Genomic DNA, 21,416 nt, shown 5'->3' on the forward strand with positions numbered 1-21,416 from the left:
ATAAACCTTTTCATACCTCCTAAGCAGCGTTCTGCTATAATTTTACTAATTAAAATAAATGAGCAATAAAACCTAATGGATAACATTCGCAACTTTTCAATCATCGCCCATATTGACCACGGCAAAAGTACCTTAGCAGACCGTATTATCCAAGAGTGCGGAGCGGTTAGTGATCGTGAGCTGAGTAAACAGATGATGGATACGATGGACATCGAACAAGAGCGCGGAATTACGATCAAAGCGCAAAGCGTCCGGCTCGATTACGTTAAAGACGGGAAACATTATATTCTCAACCTGATCGACACTCCGGGCCACGTCGATTTCAGTTACGAGGTCTCTAAATCGCTCGCATCATCGGATGGCGCACTGTTGATCGTGGATGCGGCACAAGGGGTGGAAGCGCAAACGATTGCCAATGTTTATATGGCGATGGAAAATAATTTAACCCTTATCCCTGTTATTAATAAAATCGATCTTCCGGCCGCTGAACCGGAACGGGTTGCAGAAGAGATTGAAACAACGATCGGGATCGATGCAACCGATGCGATAATGATTTCGGCAAAAACGGGAGTAGGTATCCGAACTCTCATCGATGCGATCGTAGACCGTATCCCCGCACCCAACGGAGACCCGCAGGCTACGACTAAAGCAATTATTTACGATTCGTGGTTTGATACATACCAAGGGGCAATGGCTCTTGTACGGGTATTTGACGGTGAGATCAAGATGGGGCAAATGATTAAACTGATGCACAATGATGAAAACCATCAAGTGTTGGAGCTGATGTATCCCCATCCGCTGCGCCGCCAAAAAACGCAAAGCATTAAAGCCGGAGAGATCGGGATTGTCATCTTGGGCGTCAAAGAGGTGGGGTCTATCCGAGTCGGTGATACGATCACCGATGCTCGAAACCCTACGAAAGAGCCGGTAGGTGAATACGCTCCTGCCAAACCGTTTGTATTTGCAGGATTGTATCCAATCGATACCGATGAGTTTGAAGCGGTGCGTGATGCGCTTGATAAACTGAAACTCAACGACAGTAGCCTCAGTTATGAGCCGGAAACTTCTATTGCTCTTGGGTTTGGCTTTCGTGTCGGGTTTTTGGGAATGCTCCATATGGAAGTGGTTAAAGAGCGGTTGGAGCGGGAATTTAATCTTGATTTGATCGCTACGGCACCGTCTGTTATCTACAAAGTTTATAAGACTGATGGAACGATGGTGGAGGTACAAAATCCGAGTGAATTACCGGAACCGCAAAGTATTGAGAAAATCGAAGAGCCGTATGTTCGCGCAACGGTGATCGTTCCGACCGATTATTTGGGGAATGTGATCACTCTTTTGACCAACAAACGGGGAATGCAAGAGAAGATGGAGTATCTCAATGAGACGCGCGTAATGCTCATCTACGTCATGCCGATGAACGAAATCGTTGTCGATTTTTACGATAAACTCAAATCAACCTCAAAAGGGTACGCGAGTTTCGATTACGATCCTATCGAATTTCGTCAGGGAGATTTGGTTAAACTTGATGTTCGTGTCGCGGGAGATGTCGTCGATGCCCTCAGTGTTATCGTCCCGCGAACCTCTGCCGATATGCGCGGACGTGCGTTGGTTACGAATATGAAAGAGATTGTCCCTCGTCAGCTTTTTGAAGTGGCGATTCAGGCGAGTATCGGAAATCGTGTTATTGCCCGCGAAACGGTTAAGTCAATGGGTAAAAATGTTACCGCGAAATGTTACGGCGGGGATATCTCCCGTAAACGCAAACTCCTCGACAAACAAAAAGAGGGTAAAAAACGGATGAAAGCAATCGGGAAAGTTCAGCTTCCCCAAGAGGCATTTATGTCCGTCCTCAAAATGGATTGATATGCGCTGTATGATGTGCGAGCGGTTTAGCCTTCTCTCGCATATCTGCCCTTCGTGCCAAGAACAAATACTTACCCCCTCCCTCCATAAACGAAAAATCCTCGGAAACGTACCTGTCTACTCCTTTTATCCCTACAACGAGATTGAACCGTTGCTTCTTACTAAGCATACCGATATCGGATATTATATTTACTCCATATTGGCAAAACTGTCATTTAGAGCGTTTGCACGCGAATGGAAGTATGAAGGTAAGGTTGCTTCACTCGGGATTGATGATCATGCGCATCACGGATATTCGCATACGGCATTACTCAACCGCGCATTAAAAACGCCGAATATTAGCCCCTATTACGGAAAACTGAGAGCATCAACGCGTTATAAGTATGCGGGCAAAAGTGTCGAAGAACGACTTTGTAATCCTCGGCAATTTAGCTATGTACCATTTCGCGAGGAGGAGGTGATTTTGGTGGATGATATCGTTACGACCGGACTTACCCTCACCGAAGCTACCGAAACACTTCAGATGTACGGGAAGCGAGTGATCCTTTGCCTTACCCTTTCGGATGCCGAAACAAAATAAAAGCTTTAGTAAGGCTGTACGGTCGTAATGCGTGTATCTACAATCGCTCTACCGATTGTAAAATGGTACAGTGACTGAAAACGTTGATCGCGTAAACCCAATAGGGTATGAAACTCATCGTCCAAAAAGCACCCTATCCCTGTGGCACTCAGCCTGAGAGAGGTCGCTTCGAGATAGAGCATCTGTCCGATCGCACCGCACTGATGGTAGAGGTTTTTGTAGCCGATTGCCCCCCTCTCTTCCAGCGGCGAGCTGAAACGGCAGAGCATCCCGAAACTAAATGCCCCCTCTTTGGCAATTTCCTGATTGCACGAGATCATCTGCGCTGCACCCCGATAATCACCCGGGCGGAGCAGATAAAGCCCTTCACCGAACTCTTTCCATATAAATGTCTCATCCATAGCATCACGTAAATCAGCTAAATCCTCTGCACGGCGGATGTAAGCGTATAGCCCCTTTTCAAGCCCCTCTACCCGATGTACGAACAGCATAAAATGGACATCACTGGCCTCTTTGCAAAAGAGTGACGCATCAAGGATTTGACGAAATTGAATTTCAGAAATAAAAGAGCCGTCCATCATCTGGGCGCTTCGCCGTTTTAGAATGATCTCCCCGCTATTATTGGAGGGTTCGGGTATACGGCGTGAATGGGCGAGCGGTATGGTAAGGGGATATATCCCTTGTGTTGCGTTATCAATCGTTTCCAAGATGGGCCATTCATGGTGAGAGTGACTAAGACGGTTTGCACTGCTGTGCAAGATGGGGGTAAGCGGGAGGGGGAATCCTGAACCGGTGCCGATTTTAATCAGAAGATCCGGACTCTCCCTTTCAGAAGGATCGAAACGTTCATCCTGATTGAGGCCGCAGAGACGCGCGATTTCTTCGGTATTGACGCTGAGTATTTCACACTCCCAACCCAGCATTGCCGCAGAGATTCGGATCGATTGATATGCATGTCCCGCATCGAGCTGGCAATATCGCCAGGAGCGTTCACCGTATTTCCATCCTTCCCTCCAGATGACAGAGCTAAGGGCAATTAAAAAAGTTCCTTCATGTAACGGTTCGTTGTAAGTATGGAGCACTTCAAGTGCATGCTCTTTGGGGGTATAGTGAGAGAGGGTGGCCTTCGGACTGATGCCATCCATCCCCGGAGCGATAAGATAACACTCTGTAGGGTGGAGATTACCGCTTGAAGCGTTGCAACGCAGTGCCCATTGCGATCCGCCGTGGCTTTTTATAGCGGCAAGTCCGAGTGCGTAGCGTAAGAGTTGCGAAAGTGATTCCATGCATAAAGGTGCTTTAGGAAGAACATGAGATTTAAACAGCAAATGGTAGGGGGGAGTAATATCAGAGAAGGGCAAGGCAATAAGAGATGCCCCCTCGTATCGACGAAAAGGATCGGGCTGTGCCGCCCAGTCCATATATCCTAGACTCGCGGCATAGTGCTTGGGTCGATGTTTGGTACGGTTATGGTAATCGAGTGCAATATTCATATGTTCCATAGAGAGGATTGTCCGTTAAAAGGGTTGAATCTCCCCTTGTAAAACTCTCTATCGGATTGATCTTAAAAGTTCTCGAAGCATTTGATCGTGAGTGGTGGTGTTATCAATCTCCATGCGAGTTAAATCGGATTTGAATAACCCTTTGTAGTGGACCTCTATATCGCTTAGATTTGCGCTAAGAGAGGCATTAAAACGGGTTGCCGGTTGGGTGAGATTGTAATCGTCTCTCAAGACTTTAGGGACGGTACGCGTATTAGCCAAAGAGAGGGTAATTAATCCCCCTTTTGGTGTCAGATCGGCATCTGCATTGAGTTTTCCTTCCAAAGGAGCGGGAAGGGTCAAAAAGTGAAAGAGCGAGCCGATATCAGCATGTTGTATATGGAGGCTTAGGTGTGAGGGTTCTAGATCGTTGATCGTTAGAGTACTATGGGTATTGCTATCAGAGAGAGTACTGTGAGCATGGAGGATGAGATGTTTTTCATCTCCTTGGATAAATCCGGAAAGATCGGCTTCTCCGTGTAACGGTATCCCTACAAATTGTTCTATAACTCCCGCTTCGTTCAAAAAGATATTGGCGGTAAGATCAATTTTAAAAGGGGAGACAATCCCGCTTTCGTCGGCTAAAAGCTTTTTAAGATTCAAACTTTCATTCGAGTCGTCAGAGAGGAACTGCGTAGGGGTAAAATGTTCTGTACGGGTTTTGAGCGAGAGCTGCCCCTTAATGTCCCGTTTATCGATTCCGCTGAGATGAAGCTTCCCATATAGGGTCGTATCGTTATCAGCCGGATAGTGCATTAGGCGAATGAACGGTACTAAGGGGACGCTATCTATTTTTAGATCTATAATTGAGAGATTAAAACGATGTAATTCTAATAGGTAGTGTATTTCGCCGCGTCCGAGTATGGCCCGTCCTATGATATCAAATGCCGCGATTCCACCGCTTAAAGCCCCAGAGGTTTTCCATGTGAAGGGCAAGGGATTAGCCCCGAGTGAAGCTTTAGTGAATAGAAGGTCATAATGGCCATACATCCGTAAGGTGAGCAATGAAAATCCACCGTGTGCACTCAGTATATTGGACGCGCTGTCTGTGCAGACGATATGAAACTTGTTGAAACCTAAACGCAGTTCTTGGACGGTAATCTCTGTTGCGCTCAGAGCAGTGAGTCGCTTCTGTATCAGAGGTTTCAGTGCCAAATTTCCCCATGGGGTAAGGAGAAGAGAAACAGCGAGAAAAAAGCAGAGCAGGGCAATGGTGATTTTTCCCCCTACTGTTTGATGAAATTTTTTATAGGTGAAGAATTTCATGAAAGGGCGAGTATCCATGGAGTACCGATTGCTAAAAAGATAATAAGATTGAGCAAGGTTATACTTCCGCCGTAGATATAAATATCACGGGCGCTAATGTAGCCGGAGCTGAGATAAATAGCATTGCATGAAGAGCCCTGAGGGGTTATCGCAGCATTGAAGTTGGTCGCGAAGAGCAACATCATCGCCATCAATTCTCCGGGAACACCGGATGCGATTCCGATACCTAAAAAAATTCCAAAAAGGGCAAGCAAATGGGCACTTTGGGAAACAAAGAGATAGTGAATCAGGACATAAACAACTACCAGCAGAAGATACACCCACCCCCACGACAAACCGACCAGATAGAGTGTGAAATGGTTGGCAACAGCTCCCATAAATCCCATTTCGGCGAGCTGTGTGCTCAGTGCAAAGAGAATCGCAAACCAGATAAGGGTACTGAGCGCTTCGCCTTGAGTTTTAAAATCGTCGATGCCAAACACTTTGGAGGCCATTAATATTCCAAGCCCTCCGAAGGCGACGGCCGCTTTGTCGATAGGAAATATCCCCGATAGCGACCAGAGGATCAGCATTCCTAAAAATACGGTTCCCGTAATCCACTCATTTCGGCTGATCCGCCCCATCGTAACGAGTGCTTCACGTGCCATTTTAGGTGCATCGGGCGTTGCTTTGAGCTCAGGGGGATAGATGTGAAACAACACCCACGGTATCAGAATAAAGGCTACGAGGGTTGGAAGGAGAGCATACACAAGCCACGAACCGAACGTGATGTGAATTCCCATCGTTTCGGCGATTTTAGCGCCGATAGGATTGACCGCCATGGCCGTGAGCCATAGCCCCGACGAGATCGTCAGTCCTGCCATCGAGGTCATCATCAGATAGCTTCCGGCTCTTTTGTGTGTTCCGTCTCCTGTTTTGGAACCGCAATCATGGGCGAGGCCATAGACGATCGGATAGAGAACACCGGAACGGGCCGTATTACTCGGAAACGCGGGGGCTATCAGAATATCAGTAGCGATAAGACTGTATCCCAGACCAAGAGTGGAATGGCCGAACCGGCGGATAATATGCAGAGATAATCGTTTGCCCAAACCCGATTTGTGAACTGCATGAGAGACTAAAAAAGCGGCTACGATTAGGAGGATAAAACTCTCTGAAAATCCCGCATATGCTTTTGCGGGTTCGATCACACCAAATGAAACGCTGAGCGCCAGTGCAATGACCGATGCGGCAATGATTGGCAGTACGTTACCTAATATAGCTATAATAGTTGTTAGGAAAATAGTAAAAAGTTGCCATGCTTTAGGAGTGATGGCGAGAGGTGGGGGGATAAACCACAAGATCAGTGCAAAAATACCCAGCAATACTATAGGATAAAGTTGTTTTACTCTTAGTGACATTGCCCCCCCTTTTTTTGTGCTTATTATAGCATTTTAGGTCGGTATATAGACTTGATATGAATAGACTCAACTATTCTTCATAAAAATAATCATATACCACTTGACAATAGTTGACTCAATGTATTATAATAACGCCGGATTTCAAAAAAGGAGTCGTATAAACTTATGTCTAACGAAGTAAATGAAGAAGTAATCAGCGACGAACAACCTGCTCTGCAAGAGGGTGAGGAAGCAGTTGCTGAGAGCATGAATGAATTAGAAACTATACAAGCCGAATTGGCGTCTTTTAAAGACAAGTATGCTCGCGTGCATGCCGATTTCGACAATATCAAAAAACGTCTTGAGCGTGAGAAATATCAAGCGCTTGAGTACGCAAACGAAAAATTTGCGAAAGATTTGATTCCCGTGGTCGATTCTCTTTCTATGGCAATCGGCGCAACGGCTATCGAAGCAGATGCAAATGTTTTGCTTGAAAAGCTCAAAGAGGGTGTTGAACTCACGATGAAACAGCTCTTAAGCGTTCTCGAAAAACACGGGGTAACTCCGGTAGATGAGAATGAGCCGTTTAATCCGGATATTCACAACGCGGTTCAGCGTGTGGACAGCCCGGATCATGAAAGCGGGGCAATCGTAAACACTTTTCAAAAAGGGTTTCGATATAAAGAGCGAACATTGCGCGATGCAATGGTCGTAATAGCGAATTAATATAGATTGCATTTGGGCTTACTGCCGAAGTAAACCCAGTGTTAACGTAGTGATAGGGGCTTTGCTCCTGTCACGTATCAAAATAAAATAAAAACAAAGGAATATATTATGTCAAAAGTTATTGGTATCGATTTAGGAACTACAAACTCATGTGTTGCGGTCTATGAAGGCGGTGAAGCAAAAATTATCCCGAACAAAGAGGGTAAAAACACCACTCCATCGGTTGTAGCGTTTACCGACAAAGGTGAAATCCTTGTAGGTGATCCGGCGAAACGTCAAGCGATCACAAATCCGGACAAAACGATCTATTCAGTTAAACGTATCATGGGTCTCATGATGAACGAAGAAAAAGCGAAAGAGGCACACGACAAAGTTACCTATAAAATCGTCGATAAAAACGGTATGGCTGCGGTTGACGTAGCGGGTAAAGTGTATACGCCTCAAGAGATCTCGGCAAAAATTCTTTCTAAATTGAAAGCGGATGCAGAGTCTTACTTGGGTCAAGCGGTAACTGATGCAGTTATTACAGTACCTGCGTATTTCAATGATGCACAACGTAAAGCGACCAAAGAGGCGGGAACCATCGCAGGTCTTAACGTCCTTCGTATCATCAATGAGCCGACGGCGTCTGCTCTTGCTTACGGTTTGGATTCAAAAGGGGATGAAAAAGTTCTCGTTTACGATCTAGGAGGCGGAACGTTCGACGTTACGGTTCTTGAAATCAGCGAGGGAACGTTTGAAGTTCTTTCAACAGACGGTAATGCGTTCCTCGGAGGGGATGACTTCGATAATAAAATTGTTGATTTCCTCGCATCTGAATTCAAATCTGACCACGGGATCGATCTCAAAGCGGACAAAATGGCTCTTCAACGTCTCAAAGACGCAGCTGAAAATGCGAAAAAAGAGCTCTCTTCTGCCGAAGAGACAGAGATCAATCTTCCGTTTATCACCGCAGATGCTTCTGGTCCAAAACACTTGGTTGTTAAACTCACTCGCGCTAAATTCGAGGGGATGATCGATACTCTTGTAAAAGAGACGATTTCTCACATCAAAACTGCGATGAAAGATGCAGGGATGAGTAACAACGAAATCAACGAAGTTATCATGGTCGGTGGATCAACACGTCTTCCGATCGCACAAAAAATGGTTTCGGATGAGTTTGGCGGAAAAACCCTCAATAAAGGGGTAAATCCGGATGAGGTTGTAGCAGCCGGTGCGGCAATCCAAGGTGGGGTTCTGCGCGGAGACGTTAAAGACGTACTTCTCCTTGACGTTACACCATTGTCACTCGGGATCGAAACGCTTGGCGGTGTTATGACAAAAATCATCGAAAAAGGGACGACTATCCCGGTGAAAAAATCACAAATCTTCTCAACAGCGGAAGACAACCAACCTGCGGTTAGCATCAGCGTCGGTCAAGGTGAGCGTGAGTTCGCCCGTGATAACAAAGCACTCGGATTGTTCGAACTAACAGGCATCCCATCGGCACGTCGCGGTGTACCTCAAATCGAAGTAACCTTTGATATCGATGCGAATGGTATCTTGACCGTTTCTGCTAGTGACAAAGGGACAGGCAAAACCCAAGAGATCAAAATCACTGGGTCAAGCGGGTTGAGCGAAGAAGAGATCAATAAAATGGTTCAAGACGCAGAAAACCACAAAGCTGAAGATGCAAAACGCAAAGAGATCGTAGATCTTCGCAACCAAGCGGATGCGTTGGCAAATCAAACCGAAAAATCTCTCGAAGAGATGGGTGATAAAATCGATGCAACGGAAAAAGCAACGATTGAAACCGCTCTCGAAGAACTCAAAGCGGTACTCAAAAACACCGATGCTTCTAAAGAAGAGATCGAAACCGCTACGAAAAAATTGGCAGATGCGAGCCACAAAATGGCAGAGCAAATGTACAAACAAAATGAAGGCGGTGAAGCTGCTTCTTCATCGGCGAAAAAAGATGACGACGTCATCGACGCTGAAATCGAGTAATTTTCACCCTCATTCCCGCTTTTGCGGGAATCCACCTCTTGCTTTACTTCCTTTTCCTCACGTTTATTGCATCAATGATAAAACTATTTTCGGAAAAACAAATATTGTTTTTTTTAAGAAAATGTTATATGATTAAAGAAAAAAAGAGTATCTAATGGTTAATGAATTTCAACAAATAATTATAGTCACCGGAGCCATAGTAGTAGCCTTTTTAATTTTTTACTTCATTTTCAAAAGCCGCTCAACCCTACAAACTCCTATTGATAAACCGGAAAAAAATGAAATACCGGAAGTCGCCATTCAAGAGAAGGTAAAAGTAGTTCAGGAGATAAAAGAAGAACCAAAAATACCAACTTCTGAAGATACCCTCAAAGACTTAACGAATAGAAGAAAAAGTGACAAGACAATCCCAAAACGATTCGTGCCGGAGCATGGAAAAATAACAAAACAAAATTTTTCTGAATTCGCAGGTGAGAGAATATTGGTGGCAGAAGATAACATCATCAACCAAAAAGTTCTTGTGGGTCTTTTAGCCGGAAGCGGTATCGAGCTGGTTTTGGCCAATGATGGTCAAGAAGCTCTGGATATACTTGAGCATGACACCAATTTTTTAATGATTTTAATGGATGCACACATGCCAAGAGTGGATGGTTTTGAAGCAACACGCATTATTCGAGCAAATCCTAAGTACGACGATATTTTAGTAGTAGCACTTAGTGGAGACACTGCATCTGATGACATACAAAAAATGAAAAATGCGGGGATGTCTGAACAGCTGGAAAAACCTCTGAGAATGGAATCCCTCTATAAAATCATCTATGCCTATACCGGTAAAGAAACGGATAAAGATGAGCCTGTAGAAGCTAAAAGGACAAAAATTTTTGATACAGATAAAGGGCTTCAAACGTGTGGAGGAGATGAGGATTTTTACCGTGAAATCTTATCCGAGTTCATTACCGACTATGGCAATTCTTCGGATACGTTAGGGAAACTTTTACGCTCACACAATCTTCACGATGCTGATGCATACCTTCTTGATATTATCGGTGTAACTGAAAACATCGGGGCGCACCCACTCGGGGAAATTGCTTCAAATATGAAACTAGCACTGAGTGACACACATGAACAGAGCTACTTTAGCCTTTTCGACCAGTACAAGGTCCAGCTAGAGAGATTACTGCAAGATATTAGAGCGTATCTTTGATTGGATCAATAATTACTCCACCATCTCTTCCGATTCACCCAGTTGTAAGACACCCTGTTCTGCCAAAGCTTGTACGGCATCGACGATTTTCCGTTGCGCAGCATCGATCTCTTTGACTTTAACCGCACCCAAGAATTGCATCTCTTCGATAAAGGCATCTTTGGCCCGTTGGGACATATTGGCGTAAAATTTTTCTTTGAGCTCTTCGGGGGCACTTTTGAGGGCGAGCATCAGATCGTTTTTATCGACCGATTTGAGAATTTCGCGAATACCGTTACCGTCCAAATCGACAATATCTTCGAAGGTAAACATCATCTCTTTGATCGATGCGGCAAGTTCTTGATCGAGCTGCTCAATTTGGGTCAAGGTTGCTTTGGATACTTTTGCGCCCAAGCGATTGAACACATCCGCCACCGACCTAGGACCGCCCACTTCGACTTTATAGCTGGCAAGTGATTCGAGTTTGGATTCCAGAACCGCACTTACCCGCTTGATAATAGCCGGAGAGATATCTCCGAGTTTGGCCATACGCATCGCTACTTCGGCACGTAATTCATCCGAAAAGATATAGAGGGTTTCGGCTGCTGCAGATGGATCCATGTGTGCAAGAATAAGGGCAATAGTTTGGGGATGTTCGGTCGTAATAAAGTCGGCGAGCTGCTGAGGTTTTATTTTTGACAAATAGGCAAAATTTTGTGTGCTGTGCATAGATTTAGAGAGGCGATCCATCACCCTTTTAGCTTCGTCAGCCCCTAATGCTTTATAAAGCAGCTCACGAGCATACTCCATTCCACCGCTGTTGATGTATTGATTGGATTGGATAATGGCGTAAAATTCTTCCAAAACGGCGGCACCGACATTTTTTTCGATGGAACGATTATTGGCAATATGTTTGGATATTTGGGTGATGGATTCGACGTTCATTCGTGAAAAAATACCGGCGGTGGTATCTTCACCCAGCTGCATTAAGAGGATAGCAATCTTCTCTGCCATCCCCATTTCATCAAAATTAGCTTGCTGCGTCTGATTCAGATTCATCCTATACTCCTGATGTTTTAGAGTCATTAGGAGCAGACTCATGGTCAATCTATTTAATCTGACAAGTATACCAGTCGCTCCCTTGTCTTCGACACGGTAATCTATTTAGGAGAATAATTTTTGAATGTGTCACATCAGGGTATGTTTGGTATAATTTTTTTAGAATAGAAGGATTGTCAATTATGGAACAGTTTTTAGAAAAAGCCAAAGCGGCCAGCCGTGTTTTAGCGACACTGAGCGGAAATGAACGTAACCGAATTTTGCGTGAGATGGCCGAAGCGCTTCGTGCCAATACGATGAATATTATCGAAGCTAATGCCATTGATATGAAGCGTGCCGAAGTGGAGAATCTGGCCTCTTCTCTCAAAGATCGCCTTATGCTGGATGAAAAACGGATCGATACGATGGCGGTAGCGATTGAGGAAATCGCCGCATTGAAAGATCCGATCGGTAAAGTGATCGAGGGATGGGTCACCGAAACAGGACTCAAGATCGAGAAAGTGAGTATCCCTATCGGGATGATCGGAATTATTTATGAGTCCCGTCCGAATGTTACTTCCGATACGGCGGCATTGTGTTTTAAAAGTTCTAATGGCTGCGTCCTCAAAGGGGGAAAAGAGGCGGAAGCGTCCAATCACATCATCGCCGATATCTTACAACAGGTATTGATCCGTAACCATCTTCCTAAAGAATTGATCGCTTTGTTGCCTGACGCGACTCGCGAGGGGGTAGCAAAACTTATCAAGATGGATCATTATGTGGATCTGATTGTCCCTCGCGGGGGAGAAGCGTTGATTCGATTTGTGAGCCAAAATGCGACCGTTCCGGTAGTAAAACACGATAAAGGGCAGTGTCATTTGTACATCGATGTCAATGCAAAAATCGACGAAGCGCTTCAAATTGCCGTTAATGCAAAAGTCCAACGCCCTTCGGCATGTAACGCTATAGAGACTTTATTGGTTGACGGGGCTATTGCACAAGATGTTTTACCCCTCTTTAAAGAAGTATTTGACCGTGAGAAGACCGTTTTAAAAGGGTGTGTTCTAACTCGTCAGATCATTGAGGTAGCTGAAGCTACGGAGGAAGATTTCGATACGGAGTATTTAGCCAACATTCTTAATATTCGTGTGGTTGACGGAGTAGAAGGGGCGATCAATCATATCGTCCGATTCGGTTCGGGACACTCAGAGTCGATCATTACCGAAAATATTACGACCGCAGAACGCTTTTTGGATGCGATTGACTCAGCGTGCGTCTATGTTAATGCCTCTACCCGTTTTACTGACGGCGGAGCGTTCGGTTTCGGTGCAGAAGTAGGGATCAGTACGAACAAACTCCACGCACGCGGACCGATGGGAGTTGAGGGGCTAACCACCTACAAATATAAAGTGTATGGCAAAGGACAAATTCGTTGAAACCTATATTGGATATTAAAAATATATCTTTTAGATATACTAAAAATATCTCTATATTTGATAATTTTTCTTTAGCGTTAGCCGAGGGGGAGATTAAAGCGATTGTCGGGAGAAGCGGCGTCGGAAAATCAACCTTGTTTGAATTGATATTAGGGCGGTTAAAACATCAGAGCGGATCAATCACCCATGAGAAGCTCTCACAGGTATTTCAAGATCCTTACAGCTCTTTTCACCCCACCTACACGATCCGTGAACAAATATACGATGTGGCATCGATGGATGGGTATGAGATATTACTGGCTCAGATGGGGCTAGAAGAGATTCATCTCGATACCTTACCGCACAAGCTTTCCGGAGGGCAGTTGCAACGATGTTCGATTCTAAGAGCTTTACTTATGAAGCCTAAGGTGTTATTGCTCGATGAACCGACTTCGGCATTGGACAATCTTAATCAGCTGGATATTATGAAACTGATTGTAGAACATTTAGAGGGGATGGGTGTATTACTGATAACTCATGATCAGAATCTAGCGCAATGGTGCGCTGATGAAGTAATTCTTTTACGCTAACCAATTTTTAAATAGATAATACCCTGAAGCTGCCATTGCTATCGTACCAAAGGTATTGAGTGCCATATTGGCAACAGCCATGAGCAGATGTCCTCCGCTGAGCAATAAAAAAGTCTCCATCGCAAAAGTAGAGTAGGTGGTAAGTCCACCCAAAAACCCGGTAGTTAGAAATGATTTCATGTGAACACTAAAGAAAGTTGTGTAGCTAAAATAAGCGAGCAGTGCACCGATAATAAAACTGCCAAGCAGATTGACAGACATTGTACCGAATGGGAGGGTATGCGGGAAATGGTGATTCACGACACCGTTCATATAGGCACGAAGCACGGCTCCTAAAAAAGCGCCGCTACCGATAGCGAGGATGGTTTGCCAACTCATCATCATAAACCTTTTGCATGGTAATTTGGAGATTTTCGAGCCATAACGGATCACTTTTATCGGCAACAAACGAATCAAGATAGATGGCGCTAACCGTTCCGGGATGGAAATCTTTGCGCTTGTTACTGAAATGGTATGCGGTTTCAATAAAAACGACCGGTTGAACTTTGAGGGAATATTTGTCGGCAACAATTTTTGCCCCCGCCTTAAACGGTTTCATTTTCCCTGTTTCGGTACGGGTTCCCTCCGGAAAGATGGTTATAACCCGTCCTTGATCAATCCGCTCTTTACACTCTTTTATGAGCTTTATCAATGCGGTTTTACTTTCTCGTTCAAGCGGAATATCTTTGGGAAGCTTTAACACCAAACCGAAAAAAGGGATATTGAAGAGCTCTTTTTTGGCGACCCAGGCTAAGTCATGCGAAGTGATTGTCTCCATAATTCCGATATCGATGTCGCTTTGATGGTTAAGCAAAAACATCTGTGCATCGGGATCGGGAGTTCCCTTAACACGAACAGGGAGAAAAACAAGGATACGGATAAACCATGCACTTATTTTTTGCGCATAGGGATTGGGAACGAGGTAAAAAATCGCTATCATAAGCGCCATCCCCGTAAAGATTACGATTACGGCATAAAGCCATTTAATGCGAGCAAAGATCACGTTTGTTTATCCATCCCACTTTATTTTCATTGAGATGAACCTTGATAAAATCTCCCACCTCTTTTTCTGCTTCCAAATGCTCTTCTTCGGTGGTCATTTCAAAAACGGTACCGTGATTCATCGGCAATAAATAGACAGGAGCATCTTTTTTGACACAGATTTGCTGATTCGGTAAAAGGGCAAATACGACATAAAACATCGGAAATATGGAAGCTATGAGATAGTATTTTTGGCGTCTCCAATAATATAGACCGATTAAAATAGATCCTACTACGGCTGAACCCCCCACTTTTAATCCGGTATGGCGCTCATCCGTCGGAGAGAGATCACTTTGGGTTGATACCGTATCATCATCGACAACAATGGGAATTGCGAGTGATTCATAGCGCTGTTTTTGAAGATTAAAGTACGAAAAAGTAAGTGACTGTTCGCTATTGGGAATGATAGCATAATAGGTCATTTGAGATTCGCCGACATTGGGAAGTTTGGACTCAAACCCTTGTTTTATTGCATTGGAAAGTGAAAAATTACCGATGTTACATCGAGATGCTTTGACGGTGAAAATAACGATATTATTGTCTTGATCATAGGCCGTTGTTTTGTAGTTTAGAATAGTAAACTTATCGGCCAAAACATTTGCATAGTTTGAAGGAGGCGTCAATGCAGATGCCACCAACGCAGTACCGATTAGAGCATCTGATGAGGCTCCTGTAGAGGTAATGGTCGCGGTAATATCAGGAAGGCGAACATCGCTAGATTGAACAAGAAAATAAAAGGTGTCATATACTCCGTCTTCTTTAACACTGCGGCGGGGAGTTTCACTGAAAATCCGCATTCCTTGTTCATTTTGAAGAGAATATTCAATATTTCCCGATGCCACGTCAACCGGAGTAAGTTTAACGGTTACGGCAATAATTTCACCAATATAAGGGTGGCTCGGGAGATTATTGAATTGCATGGTAAGACCGGAGTTGACGCTGGAAAAGAGTGTAGCAATATTGGAAGCGGGTTCTTCAGCACTGTTTGCTTGGGGTTCGCTTACGGGGGCTTCTTGAACCGGAGTTGCGGGCTCGGTTAATACCGAAGGTTCTGCTAACAGGGCAGAGAAAAAAAGCAATAAGAATAAAGTTATCTTTTTCAAGCGTGTAAAAAGCCCTCTAGCATACGACATCCATCGTCGGAGCCCAATAATGATTCCATCGCCCGTTCAGGGTGCGGCATCAATCCAAATACGTTTTTGCTTTTATTGCAAATACCGGCGATGCTGTCCACTGAACCGTTCGGATTATCGATCTCACCGTTCTCATCGGTATATTTCAAAAGAACCTGATCATTGGCATATAGCTCTGCAAGCCCTTGCTCATCGATATAAAAATTACCGTCGTGGTGGGCAATGGGAATATTAAGGAGAGCATTTTTTGTATAAAGACGCAAAAACTCATTGTTTGTGCTGATCACTTTGAGGTGATGGTGGCGGGAAATGAAATGGAGCCCTTCGTTACGTTTGAGCGCACCCGGAAGGAGCCCCATTTCGGTCAGTACTTGAAAACCGTTACAAATTCCCAATACTTTACCGCCGTTATCGGCGTAGAGCTTGAGGGCCTTCATAAGCGGGGACATTTTGGCAATAGCTCCGCTACGCAGGTAATCGCCGTAGCTAAATCCCCCAGGCACAACGACGAGATCTATCCCCTCAGAAATTGTGTCGTTTTTATGCCAAAGAATCTCCGTATCGCATCCTAAAGAGGCGAATGCATGCTGCGTATCGTACTCACAGTTGGTTCCGGGAAATTGGATAATGCCGACTTTCATGCTTGAATCTCGATGGTGTACTCTTCGATAACGGTATTGGCAAGGAGCTCTTCACACATATGCGCGACTTTTTCTTTTGCTTTTGCCGCATCCGATTCATCCATTTCGATGATGATCTGTTTGCCGACACGTACGTCATTTACGGTACCGAATCCGTGGCCGCTGAGGGCATGCAGAACAGCTTTGCCTTGAGAGTCCAAAACTCCGTTTTTCAAAAATACATTAACGATTGCTTTCATAACTACCCCAATATTCTATTTAATACTTCTTCATAGGCGACTTTGAGTCCCCCCATCCCTTGACGGAAACGGTCTTTGTCCATTTTCTCACCTGTCGCTAAATCCCAGAAACGGCAGTTATCAGGACTGATCTCATCGGCAAGAATGATTTTCCCCTCTTGGTCACGGCCGAATTCCAGTTTGAAATCGACTAAATTAAGCCCTTTTTTGTGGAAATAAGGTCGTAAAATATCATTTATCTTGCGTGCCATGGCACGGAGTTGATCGAGTTCCGCTTCATTTTTAACGAGGTTAAGGATCAAGCAGTGCTGGTCGTTGAGCTTCGGATCGCCCAATGCATCGTTCTTATAATCAAACTCGACTAAGGTAAACGGAAGAACGGTACCATCAGCGATACCGAGGTTTTTGCTAAGACTTCCGGTTGCAATATTACGAACGATCACTTCAATGAGGATAATGTCCACTTTTTTGCAGAGCATATGGGTATCATCCATCATCTCGACAAAGTGAGACTCAACCCCTTCTCGGGCCAACATCTTAAAGAGCTCCGAAGAGATTTTATTGTTAAGGGCACCTTTTCCTGCTTCGCTATCTTTTTTAGCTCCATTGAACGCGGTCAAATCATCTTTGAATTCAGAGATAACCAGATTTGGATCGTCCGTTGTAAAAAGGCGTTTAGCCTTCCCCTCATACATTAAATCGCGTTTTTCCATAATTATTTTCCTTTGACTATGATAAGTGCTTTAATGATATCGACACCCTCTTTAAGCTGAATGTCTTGGTCCAGCTGTTCGGCGGTGATGGTGGTTTTATTGGTGGCATTTGCTTCGGTGACATCAATCATGCCATCTGCTTTTTCAAGTTCACTTTCAAGGTGTTTTTTAAGATCGGATTCTTTGATATTGAATTGCTTGTCGTGATTTTTTACCTCTCCTGAAGTAACTTGAATATCCGGAGAGACACCGACGGCCTGAATAGTTCTTCCGCTTGGAAGGTAATAACGAGCAACGGTGAGTTTAATCGCTTCGGTTTCGGTAATCGGCATAACGACTTGAACGGACCCTTTGCCGAAGGTTTTTTCCCCTACGATAACACCTCGTTTGAGGTCTTGGAGCGCTCCGCTGACAATCTCAGAGGCGCTTGCTGAACCTTCATTTACCAGTACGACAAGAGGAAGATCGGTAACAGTAGTACTTTTAGTCGCTTTGTAGGTGACATCATCGGCTTTATCACGCCCTTTTTGAGAGACGATAATTCCCTCATCTACAAATAAATCGGTTAATTCAACGGCTTGATCGAGCAAACCACCGGGATTGTTGCGCAGGTCAAGGATAATTCCTTTACTTTTAGCGGCATTCTTTTTGATGGCCGCTTTGACGCCGCTGGCTACTTTTTTATCGAAGCTTGTCACACGTATATAGAGGATATTGTTGCTGATAGTGCGGCTGTAGACCGAATCGACAGTGATAATTTCACGAACGATATGAAATTTGATCGGGTCGGCTGTCCCTTTGCGGACGATAGTAAGGTCTATTGGCGTTTTAGGAGCACCCCGCATAATAGCAACGGCATCATCGATGGTCATGCTAAGGGTGGATTGATCATTGATTTTAAGAATAATATCTCCCGCTTTCATTCCTGCTTTATCCGCTGGTGTCCCCTCGATAGGGGCAATAACCGTCAGGGCATTATCCCGCATTCCTACGGTGATCCCTAATCCGCCGAACTCTCCGTCCGTTTGGGATTTTAAAGAATCATAGCTTTTTTTATCAAGGTAAGTGGAGTGGGCATCAAGATTGGAGAGCATCCCCTGAAGTGATTTGTCAATGAGCTGATCGATGGTGAGGCCATCAACATTGTATTGTTCAACAATACCTAGAACTTTGGTAAATTTGGCAAGTGATTGTAGGCGCGAAGCTTCTGCAGAGACTTCTGCCGGTTCGGCTTTGGTATTGTTTTTAGCAAGGAGAGAGGTAGAAAGAGCGACGCTGATGGAGAGCGCGCTGATAAAACCGACTACCATCATTTTTGTGTTTTTCATGAGTTTATCAAACCTCTTTGTGAGCCATATATAAGATCAGCAATTATAGTCAAAACTCCATTAAATAACAATATTCAGATGACGTTAATAACGACATCTCCGATTTGTATCTGTTCTCCTTTAGTGATTTTTGCCCTTTTCCGGGTTTCAATCTCACCGTTTCGTTTTACCTGTTCTTGTTCGATAAGCATCTTGGCTTGACCTCCGGTATCCACTAGATCAAGGAGTTTGAGTAATTTGTAAAGTTCAATGGTTTCATCGCTTAATGTGTATGTCACGTGTATAGCTCTTTTATGAAAAAATATGGCAGAAGAAAAGGGTGAAAAATGGAGAAACGAAGCTCTGTTATAGAGCTTCGGAGGTGCTTACCAGCGATCGTTGCGCGGAGGGCGTGGAGCGCGTGGACGAGCTTCATTAACACGAAGTGTACGTCCGCCGAAATCGTTACCTTCAAGGGCTGTGATTGCTTTGTTAGCTTCGTCTTGGTTTGCCATTTCTACGAAACCAAAACCACGGAAACGACCCGTTTCTTTGTCGTTTACGAATTTAACTGAACTAACTTCACCGTATTGTCCGAAAAGATCTTTAAGATCGTTTTCGTCTTTGCCGTAGGGAATATTCCCGACATAAATTTGTGTCACATTGTACTCCGTGGAAAAATCGAACTATAACCAGCATAATCCTTAACACATTTTAGCCATTCCAATCTTATGGCAATGTTAAAAATAATTGTATTATCGTTATTAATTAAACTTCTTTACAAAAATGCACTAGCCTCTTGCAAGGTCGTAAAATAGGGGATATTACGCATATAAAGATACTCTGCGGCTTCGTGCATCATTACCCCTCCCAGTAAGATGGGATAAATCGGTTTTGATCTAGGCAATTCTAACAGTTTGACGATGTTGAGGGTATCGGTCATCATTTGAGGAGTAATCAGCAGATAAATCATATCGATATCTTCGAGTGCATCGATGTAATTGAGGGTCAGTTCAAATCGTTCGCTTCGTGCATCGCCGATAATATCAATCGGGTTGTTACGTGACCAGTTAGAGGGGAGCAGGAGATCCAAATCGGCGATAGCTTGGTCGCTAAGCGTGGCAAGTATTGCCCCTTTGTCTATAATATAATCGGTCAATATAGTTCCAGGGCCGCCGGCATTGGTAATGATGGCGATGCGAGAGATATTTACAGATGAATGGTGCAGAAGGGCTTCGATACTATCGACCGTTTTAACACCGACACTTTCCATGAGCGCTTTGAACATCGGATAATCTCCGCTGAGATTTCCGGTATGGGAAAATGCCGCTTTGCGTGCTTGGGGGCTTTTTCCTGCTTTATAAATTCGAATGGGCTTGGTGCAGCGGCGAATAGCTTCTAAAAGAGCTTTCCCCTCACGTATCCCCTCGGCATAAATCGAGATTGCTTGACATTGAGGTGAATGATCCAACATGGCAATAATATCGGCAAAATCGAGATCGGACATATTGCCCGCAGAGAGGATATGGGAAAACCCGATCCCCTGTTGTGCTGCTTTATCCATAAGGCTTGAGAGGACGGCACCGGATTGGGCTATGAGGGCAAGAGAACCTGCTTTGACGTTTGATGAACCGAAAGTAAGGTTCAGTGAACGGGTAGATTCGTAATATCCCAGACAGTTTGGACCGATGATATTGAGATTATACTGCTGTGCCAGTTCGAAGAGGTGCTGTTCGCTTTGGGTATCTCCGATCTCTTTAAAACCGGCCGATACGATAATTACATTTCTGACCCCTTTTGGGATAAGATGTTCTATGGTTTCTATGACATGTGACGCTGGGATCGTGATAATAGCGGTATCGATCGTATCGTTAATATCATCGATAGAGGTATAGAGGGTATGCCCTTCGAATGTTCCCCCTTTGGCATTGACGAGGTAGAGAGCTCCGGTAAAGGAGAGCGCATTTCGGGCGATGGCATATCCCACTTTATAGGGATCAAGGGATGCTCCGATAACGGCAACGGTGCGGTTGTCAAAAAAATTGTTCCGACTCCGTTTAGCTGTGGGAGCGGTGGGAGCGGTGTCGCTGTATTGTATTCGGGCGTCGACGATACTCATCCCTTGATTATTAAGAATAACGGGGTTGAAATCACACTCATGTATCGTGGGATGATTGGATAAAAAAAGTTGAACTTTTTGGATGAAATCGACGGCAATATTGATAGAAAAATGGCTGCCGCGATACCCCGTGAATAAGGCGGATATTTTAGTGGTACGAAGGGCGCGTTCTATCTCGGCACGGTCGGCATGAATGTCGATGTAACAGACATCACGGTAGAGTTCGAGCAATACACCCCCTTTGCCGAAAAGGATGGTTTTGCCGAATATCGGATCATCCACTACCCCGACAAAGAGTTCTTCCCCTTGGATCATTTCAGTGGCAATAAAACCGTCCTTAGTGTTATCCAGGAGAATGTTGTGTCGGGCAAGGTTATTTAAAATGTCTGTTTTCGCTACCGTGGCTTCATCGTTATTGGAGATAGCGACAGCGACGGCACCGACATCGCTTTTATGAATGACGGCGGGTGATTCGATTTTCAGGGCAATAGGATAAAAATCGAGGTTCACCGATTCATCAAGATTAAAGCGGCGGAATTTCGGGATTTGAAATCCCGATTGTTCTAACAGGCGATACAGTTCGGATTCGACCATTGGTGACTCCATCGGATTAA

21 protein-coding genes are annotated in these 21,416 nt (G+C 44.5%); 7 read left to right on the plus strand and 14 right to left on the minus strand.

Annotated features, from left to right (window positions below; genetic code table 11):
* The first annotated feature begins 75 nt into the window (after positions 1-75).
* Together lepA and WC407_RS04130 are read left to right on the plus strand one after the other, a co-directional pair.
* Complete coding sequence (lepA, locus tag WC407_RS04125; protein ID WP_373021306.1) at positions 76-1,866, plus strand: translation elongation factor 4; 1,791 nt, start codon at positions 76-78, stop codon at positions 1,864-1,866.
* A gap of 1 nt (position 1,867) precedes the next feature.
* Positions 1,868-2,446, plus strand: coding sequence for a ComF family protein (locus tag WC407_RS04130; RefSeq protein ID WP_373021307.1), 579 nt, complete (start codon positions 1,868-1,870; stop codon positions 2,444-2,446).
* Positions 2,447-2,451: 5 nt separating this feature from the next.
* On the opposite strand, the gene WC407_RS04135 is transcribed toward WC407_RS04130, so the two are convergent.
* The 3 genes from WC407_RS04135 to WC407_RS04145 are packed head-to-tail and all read right to left on the minus strand — an operon-like array spanning position 2,452 to position 6,653.
* Entirely contained in the window at positions 2,452-3,948 is a 1,497-nt protein-coding gene (locus tag WC407_RS04135) for a SagB/ThcOx family dehydrogenase (protein WP_373021308.1), read from the minus strand.
* 48 nt (positions 3,949-3,996) lie between these two features.
* Positions 3,997-5,253, minus strand: coding sequence for a hypothetical protein (locus WC407_RS04140; RefSeq protein WP_373021309.1), 1,257 nt, complete (start codon positions 5,251-5,253; stop codon positions 3,997-3,999).
* On the minus strand, positions 5,250-6,653 hold the full coding sequence (locus WC407_RS04145) for a DASS family sodium-coupled anion symporter (protein WP_373021310.1): 1,404 nt from the start codon (positions 6,651-6,653) through the stop codon (positions 5,250-5,252). The genes WC407_RS04140 and WC407_RS04145 overlap by 4 nt, the downstream gene beginning before the upstream one ends.
* 165 nt (positions 6,654-6,818) lie before the next feature.
* Between WC407_RS04145 and WC407_RS04150 the strand changes: the two genes are divergently transcribed.
* From WC407_RS04150 to WC407_RS04160, 3 genes are all read left to right on the plus strand, one after another.
* A complete protein-coding gene (locus WC407_RS04150) occupies positions 6,819-7,358 on the plus strand; it encodes a nucleotide exchange factor GrpE (RefSeq protein ID WP_373021311.1) in 540 nt (179 codons plus the stop codon).
* Between the two features lie 108 nt (positions 7,359-7,466).
* Positions 7,467-9,344: a molecular chaperone DnaK gene (gene dnaK / locus WC407_RS04155; protein ID WP_373021312.1), complete on the plus strand. Its 1,878-nt coding sequence runs from the start codon at positions 7,467-7,469 to the stop codon at positions 9,342-9,344.
* A 154-nt stretch (positions 9,345-9,498) separates the two neighbouring features.
* The gene (locus WC407_RS04160) at positions 9,499-10,548 is read left to right on the plus strand and encodes a response regulator (protein ID WP_373021313.1); all 1,050 of its coding nucleotides are present in this window, start codon (positions 9,499-9,501) and stop codon (positions 10,546-10,548) included.
* A 12-nt stretch (positions 10,549-10,560) separates the two neighbouring features.
* On the opposite strand, the gene fliG is transcribed toward WC407_RS04160, so the two are convergent.
* Entirely contained in the window at positions 10,561-11,586 is a 1,026-nt protein-coding gene (fliG, locus tag WC407_RS04165) for a flagellar motor switch protein FliG (protein WP_373021588.1), read from the minus strand.
* A gap of 182 nt (positions 11,587-11,768) precedes the next feature.
* Between fliG and WC407_RS04170 the strand changes: the two genes are divergently transcribed.
* Positions 11,769-13,001, plus strand: coding sequence for a glutamate-5-semialdehyde dehydrogenase (locus WC407_RS04170; RefSeq protein WP_373021314.1), 1,233 nt, complete (start codon positions 11,769-11,771; stop codon positions 12,999-13,001).
* Positions 12,998-13,570, plus strand: coding sequence for an ATP-binding cassette domain-containing protein (locus WC407_RS04175; RefSeq protein WP_373021315.1), 573 nt, complete (start codon positions 12,998-13,000; stop codon positions 13,568-13,570). Before WC407_RS04170 ends, WC407_RS04175 begins: the two co-directional genes overlap by 4 nt.
* On the opposite strand, the gene crcB is transcribed toward WC407_RS04175, so the two are convergent.
* The 10 genes from crcB to WC407_RS04225 form a co-directional block, all read right to left on the minus strand.
* Positions 13,562-13,948: a fluoride efflux transporter CrcB gene (gene crcB / locus WC407_RS04180; RefSeq protein ID WP_373021316.1), complete on the minus strand. Its 387-nt coding sequence runs from the start codon at positions 13,946-13,948 to the stop codon at positions 13,562-13,564. The two genes, WC407_RS04175 and crcB, sit on opposite strands and share 9 nt — an antisense overlap.
* Positions 13,917-14,549, minus strand: coding sequence for a lysophospholipid acyltransferase family protein (locus WC407_RS04185; protein ID WP_373021317.1), 633 nt, complete (start codon positions 14,547-14,549; stop codon positions 13,917-13,919). The genes crcB and WC407_RS04185 overlap by 32 nt, the downstream gene beginning before the upstream one ends.
* Before the next feature lie 43 nt (positions 14,550-14,592).
* Positions 14,593-15,753 (minus strand): hypothetical protein, encoded by a 1,161-nt coding sequence (locus WC407_RS04190; protein WP_373021318.1) that lies wholly within the window; start codon positions 15,751-15,753, stop codon positions 14,593-14,595.
* The gene (purQ, locus tag WC407_RS04195) at positions 15,750-16,424 is read right to left on the minus strand and encodes a phosphoribosylformylglycinamidine synthase subunit PurQ (protein WP_373021319.1); all 675 of its coding nucleotides are present in this window, start codon (positions 16,422-16,424) and stop codon (positions 15,750-15,752) included. The genes WC407_RS04190 and purQ overlap by 4 nt, the downstream gene beginning before the upstream one ends.
* Positions 16,421-16,663 (minus strand): phosphoribosylformylglycinamidine synthase subunit PurS, encoded by a 243-nt coding sequence (gene purS, locus WC407_RS04200; RefSeq protein ID WP_373021320.1) that lies wholly within the window; start codon positions 16,661-16,663, stop codon positions 16,421-16,423. The genes purQ and purS overlap by 4 nt, the downstream gene beginning before the upstream one ends.
* Before the next feature lie 2 nt (positions 16,664-16,665).
* Positions 16,666-17,376 (minus strand): phosphoribosylaminoimidazolesuccinocarboxamide synthase, encoded by a 711-nt coding sequence (gene purC, locus WC407_RS04205; protein WP_373021321.1) that lies wholly within the window; start codon positions 17,374-17,376, stop codon positions 16,666-16,668.
* Positions 17,377-17,378: 2 nt separating this feature from the next.
* Positions 17,379-18,704 carry a S41 family peptidase gene (locus tag WC407_RS04210; RefSeq protein ID WP_373021322.1) on the minus strand — a complete coding sequence of 442 codons (1,326 nt, stop codon included), beginning with the start codon at positions 18,702-18,704 and terminating at the stop codon, positions 17,379-17,381.
* A 74-nt stretch (positions 18,705-18,778) separates the two neighbouring features.
* Positions 18,779-18,982 (minus strand): phage head closure protein, encoded by a 204-nt coding sequence (locus WC407_RS04215; RefSeq protein WP_373021323.1) that lies wholly within the window; start codon positions 18,980-18,982, stop codon positions 18,779-18,781.
* Between the two features lie 87 nt (positions 18,983-19,069).
* Complete coding sequence (locus WC407_RS04220) at positions 19,070-19,345, minus strand: RNA-binding protein (RefSeq protein WP_299933658.1); 276 nt, start codon at positions 19,343-19,345, stop codon at positions 19,070-19,072.
* A 116-nt stretch (positions 19,346-19,461) separates the two neighbouring features.
* Positions 19,462-21,396, minus strand: a complete 1,935-nt coding sequence (locus tag WC407_RS04225; RefSeq protein WP_373021324.1) for an acetate--CoA ligase family protein — start codon at positions 21,394-21,396, stop codon at positions 19,462-19,464.
* Between the last annotated feature and the right edge of the window lie 20 nt (positions 21,397-21,416).

Source organism: Sulfuricurvum sp., assembly GCF_041651515.1.
Lineage (GTDB): Bacteria > Campylobacterota > Campylobacteria > Campylobacterales > Sulfurimonadaceae > Sulfuricurvum.